Raw genomic sequence first — 5,113 nt, 5'->3', positions numbered from 1 at the left:
CGGGGAGGAGCCGGCGGCCGGGTAGCAGTCCCGCAGGCCGTACAGGGTGCGGGGCAGACCGGCCGACTCGGCGAGGCGGAGCAGCGCCGGGTCGTCGCCGGGCGTGTACACCCCGGCGAAGGCCGCCCCGGCGAAGACGAGCACCTGCTCCAGGACCCGGCGCAGCCGGTCGGGGGTGACCGGGGCCGCCATCAGCGAGGCGAGGGCGATTTCGGCACGCTCCGCCCTGGTTCCGCTGATCGCAGCGCCCTCACTCACCACGTCGCCATTACAGCGCGTGTGAGCCACCCGCGCAGCCCCTGTGCACGTGAGCGGCCCGTCCGCCGCGGCCCCTCACCACCCGGCGGCCCCCCGGGCCGGCCGTCGGGGGCTAGCCGGACATCGTCCGGATGCCCCTGCTGAGGGTGGCCGTCACGGCGGCGGCGGTGACCAGCAGGGGGAAGACGAGCATCGCCGGTCCCGGGCTCCAGCGCGCCAGCAGGGCGCCGGCCAGGGCGGGGGCGAGTGCGGCGGCGGAGCCCGCGGCCAGCAGCACCCCGCTGACCACGCGGCCCTGCAGGTGGTCCGGTGTGACGGCGGCCTGGTGGCCGAAGAGGGCGGCGTTCGCCGTGGGTCCGAGGAACACGGCGGCGGCCAGGGGTACGGCGGCCAGGACGGAACCGGCCAGCAGGGTGCTGACCGCCATGAGCGCTGCGGTCAGCCAGCACAGCAGCGTGATCAGGACGGGCAGCCGCAGCCGCCGTTGCAGCGCCGGGGCCGCGAAGGCGCCGAGGAGGCCGCCCAGCGCGAAGATCGTGCCGGCGAGGCCGACGAGGAACGGGGAGACGCCGGCGCGGCGGAGCGCGAGGGTCATCGAGAAGATCATGCCGGTGAAGGCCATGTTCAGCGGGGCGGCGATCACCAGCAGGGCCCGCAGGAACGGATGCCCGAGCAGGAAGCGCAGGCCCTGCACGGCGGAGGCGCCGGCGGCCGGGGCCGTCTCCGGCCGGCCCTGTTGCAGGGGGCCGCGGATGCGGCAGACGGCCACGAGCGAGAGCAGGAAGCTCAGCGCGTTGCCGAGGAAGGGCAGGGCCCGGCCGAGCCCGAACAGCAGGCCGCCCAGCGGCGGGCCGGCCAGGGAGACGCCGTAGGTCCGTGCCTCGTTGCGGGCGACGGCGGTGGTGAGCTGGTCGGGGCGGACCAGGTTGCGTACCGAGGCGTGCTCGGCGGTGCTGAAGACGGCGGTGGCGGCGGCGCCGAGGACCACCACGGGGAGGATCACCGGCAGGTCGGCCGTACCGGCGACGACCGCCCAGCCGAGCAGGGCGAACACGGCGAGCCGCAGCACATCGCAGGCGATCATCAGCCGGCGCCGGTCGTAGCGGTCGGCGAGGACGCCGGCCGGCAGCCGGCACGCGAGCGTCGTGACCAGCCCGGCGGTGCCGACGAGCCCGGCCCGCGTCGGGGAGCCGGTCTGCTGCAGGACCAGCAGGGGCAGGGCCAGGTCCACCATGGCGCCGCCCAGGTCGGACAGGCACTGCCCGGTCCACAGCAGGTTGAAGTCCCGGTTGCGCCACAGGCCGGGCGGCTGCCCGGTCTCCGCCACCAGCTCCGTGGCCCCTTCACCGGCCGGCTGCCGGCTCATACCGGGTCCTCGACGATCGCCGTCCGGACTCCGCCCCCGGCCGCCGGTACCCCGTCGCCCTCCGCCGACGCGCCCGGAGCCTCCACGGCCACCGCCGGGCTCCCTGCCGTCGGCACACCCTCGGCATCCGCCGACGCGCCGGGCCCAGCCACGGCCACCGCCGCGGCCGCGGCCTCGGCCTTCACCGACGCGTCCGACCCTTTCACCGACGCGTCCGGCCCGGCCAAGGCCGCCGCCGGGGCCCCGCCCTCCACCGACGCGCCCGGGGCCCCGCCCTCCGCCGACGCGCCCGGGGCCTCGGCCTTCACCGTCGGATCGCCACCCCCGGCTGCCGCCGCGCTTGCCGGGACGGCTCCAGCCACACTGACCGAGTCAGCCCCCGCCCCGCTGGCCGGGACAGCTCCCGCCACACTGACCGAGCCGGCCCCCGCCACGCTGGCCGGGACAGCTGCCGCCACACTGACCGAGTCGGCTCCCGGCGCGGTGGCCGGGACAGCTCCCGGCGCGGTGGCCGGGTCGGCCCCCGCCACGCTGGCCGGGTCGGTGGTCGGGATGACCAGGAGCTTGGTCACGGAACCGTCGTCGCCGACCACGTCCCGGACGTGCCGGAACCCCAGCCGGTGGCACATGGCCAGGCTGGCGGTGTTCCCGGCGCCCACCATGCCGTACGCCTCGGTCAGTCCGAGGTTGTCGGCGGCGTGCCGGAGCAGCCCGCGCACCGCCTCGCCGCCCAGGCCGCGCCCCCAGTACCCGGGGGCCAGCGCGGTGACCAGTTCGTGGCCGTCGACGTTGCCGGTCGGTTTCACCTCGGCGTGGCCGACGTAGACGCCCGCCAGCCACAGGCCCCAGACGTCGAACCGGCGCTGGGGGTAGATGTCGGTGAGGATGACGCGGAAGACCTCGCGGATCTGCGGTTCGGGCACGAGGTCCTGCCCCATCCAGCGGCACACCTCCTCGTCCCGCAGCAGGGCGACGAAGGCGTCCTCGTGTTCGGGCCGGTAGGGAAGGAACTCCAGGCGTTCGGTGCGCAGTACGGGGGTCATGGCGGGCTCCTCGGGAGTGACGCGGTGTGGTGGGGGCCGAGGGCGGTGGGGCACCGTGACGGCGACGCGTGGGGGGGGAGGTGAGGGGGTGATGGGGGCGCCGGGCCGGCGCGGGTGCGGCCGGCCCGGCGGGTGGCTGTCCGGCGGAACCGGTCAGGCGCCGGTGCTCTCCATGCGCTCGCGCAGGCTCCTGGGCCGCATGTCGGTCCAGACCTCGTCGACGTAGGCGGTGCACTCGGCCTCGGTGCCCTCCTTGCCGACGGGCTGCCAGCCGGCGGGGACCTCGATGTCGACGGGCCAGAGGGAGTACTGCTCCTCGTCGTTGCGCAGCACCTGGTAGCGGGTGTTCTCGTCCATGTCGTTCTCCTCCGGGGCGGGATGGGGTCGGGTGGGATGGTCGGCGGGACGGCGGCGGGCGGTCGGGGCCCGCGGTGAGCGGGGGCCGCGTCCGGCGGCCGGCCGGAGCGGCGCCCCGCGGGACGGGAGTGTCACCGGCCTCCCCTGGCGTGCCGGGCGAGGTGGCGCAGGGCCTCGGCGAACTCCTCGGCCACCCGGCGCACGGTCGCCGTGTCGTGGACGGCGGGCCGGTGGTGCCAGGTGAAGGCGAGCCGGCCGTCCTGCACCGCGCCCACCACCTCCACCGGGTGCGAGCCGGGGTCCCGGGGGTCGTGGTCCTGCCCGAACGAGCCGTGTTCGGTGCGCACCAGGCCGCCGTCCGAGGTCTCGGGGCGGGCGTCCCACTGGCCGAGGTAGTTGAACACCACCTGTCCGTGGGCGTGGGCGCCGAGGCGCTCGCGGACCTCGGGCGGCCCGAAGGTGCGCAGCGCGCCGAAGCCGATGCCGTTGCCGGGTACGGCGCGCAGCTGGCGGCGCACCGACTTCACCAGGGACCGCCAGTCCCGGTCCGGGCCGAGGTCGCCTGGGTCGGACACCTGGACGGCGACCGGGTAGACGGTGGTGAACCAGCCGACGGTGCGGGAGAGGTCGACGCCGTCGAGGAGGTCCTCGCGGCCGTGGCCCTCCAGGTCCAGGCGGACCCGGTCGTCGCCGGTCCAGCGGGCCAGTGCCAGGGCGAGGGCGGCGAGCAGCACGTCGTTGACCCGGGTGCGGTACGCGGTGGGCGCGGCGCGCAGCAGGGCCGTGGTGTCCTCCTCGTCCAGTTCCACGCTCACCGTGGCGGCCGGTCCGCTCCCGGGCGCCGGGGCCGGGGCGGGCGGAGCCGGGTCGGCGCCCACCGCCTGTTCCCAGTGGGGCAGTTCGTGGTCGAGGCCGCCCTCGGCGACGTGCGCGGCCAGGCGCCGCGACCACTCCCGGAAGCTGGTGCCGCGCTCCCCCAGGGTGACCGGGCCGCCCTGGAGGGCCTGCCGGTAGGCGGTCTCCAGGTCGTCGCGCAGGATGCGCCAGGAGACGGCGTCCACCACCAGGTGGTGGGCGACGAGCAGGAGGAAGGCGGGCCGGTCCGGGTCGCCGGTGAACAGGGCCGCCCGCAACTGCGGTCCGCGGGCCAGGTCGAAGCCGGCGTGCAGTTCGTCGGCGGCCTTGGCCATGGCCGCGTCGGCGTCCGCGGCGGACAGCCCGGTGACGTCGTGCCGGACGAGGACGCAGGGGTCGTCGGCGGGCGGCGGGTTGAACTGCCGCCAGCCGTGCTCGTCCCGGGTGAACCGCATGCGCAGGGCGTCGTGGTGGGCCGTCAGCGCGGCGAGCGCGGCGCGCAGCGCCTTGAGGTCCGGGGTGCCGTTCAGCTCCAGCAGCGCCGACTGGTTGAAATGGTGGTGGGCGGCGCGGGGGGTGGTCAGGAACCACTCCTGGATCGGGGTGAGCGGCACCTCGCCGGTCACCGGGCCCTCCCCCGGCCGCCGGGGCGCGGCGCGGACCACGGTGGCGAGTTCGGCGACGGTCTGGTGGGTGAACAGGTCCCGGGTGGCGACGTGCAGGCCGTCGCGGCGCAGGCGGGAGACGACCTGCATGCTGAGGATGGAGTCGCCGCCGAGCGCGAAGAAGTTGTCGTCGGCGCCGACCTCCTCGATGCCCAGGACGTCGGACCAGATGCGGGCGATCCGGCGTTCGGTGTCGGTGCGCGGTGCGGTCCTGGGGCCGTCCGCGGCCTGCGCCGGCCCGGGCGCGGGCAGGGCGCGCCGGTCGGTCTTGCCGTTCGCGGTGAGCGGCAGCCGGTCGAGCGGGACGAACACCGACGGCACCATGTGGGGCGGGAGCAGCCCGGCCAGGTGCAGCCGCAGTTCGCCGACGGGCAGCCCGGCGCCGGACGGTTCCGCCGGCACGACGTAGGCGACGAGCCGGGCCGGGGCGGCGGACGCCTCCTCCGCGCGCTCCCCGGCCGGGGCGCCGGGCGGCTGGACCGCGCGGACGACCACGACCGCGTCCCGCACCAGGGGGCTGCAGCGCAGGGCGCTCTCTATCTCGCCGGGTTCGATGCGGAAGCCGCGGA

General features: G+C 76.6%; 4 protein-coding genes and 1 pseudogene. All 5 read right to left on the bottom strand.

Annotation, left to right across the window (positions count from 1 at the left end; translation table 11 throughout):
• Positions 1-258, bottom strand: a pseudogene (locus tag GT045_RS28925) (PAS sensor protein); the annotation flags it as partial.
• Positions 259-370: 112 nt separating this feature from the next.
• The gene (locus GT045_RS28920) at positions 371-1,624 is read right to left on the bottom strand and encodes an MFS transporter (protein WP_161296996.1); all 1,254 of its coding nucleotides are present in this window, start codon (positions 1,622-1,624) and stop codon (positions 371-373) included.
• Positions 1,621-2,667, bottom strand: a complete 1,047-nt coding sequence (locus GT045_RS40775; RefSeq protein ID WP_345942788.1) for a GNAT family N-acetyltransferase — start codon at positions 2,665-2,667, stop codon at positions 1,621-1,623. The genes GT045_RS28920 and GT045_RS40775 overlap by 4 nt, the downstream gene beginning before the upstream one ends.
• 153 nt (positions 2,668-2,820) lie before the next feature.
• The gene (locus GT045_RS28910; protein ID WP_161291453.1) at positions 2,821-3,024 is read right to left on the bottom strand and encodes an MbtH family NRPS accessory protein; all 204 of its coding nucleotides are present in this window, start codon (positions 3,022-3,024) and stop codon (positions 2,821-2,823) included.
• A 131-nt stretch (positions 3,025-3,155) separates the two neighbouring features.
• A partial coding sequence (locus GT045_RS28905; protein WP_237538953.1) for a condensation domain-containing protein occupies positions 3,156-5,113 on the bottom strand: 1,958 nt, incomplete at its 5' end.

Source organism: Streptomyces sp. SID486 (assembly GCF_009865385.1).
Classification (GTDB): domain Bacteria; phylum Actinomycetota; class Actinomycetes; order Streptomycetales; family Streptomycetaceae; genus Streptomyces.
The sequence above is the reverse complement of the archived record's forward strand: the minus strand, read 5'-3'. Positions and strand labels throughout refer to the sequence as shown.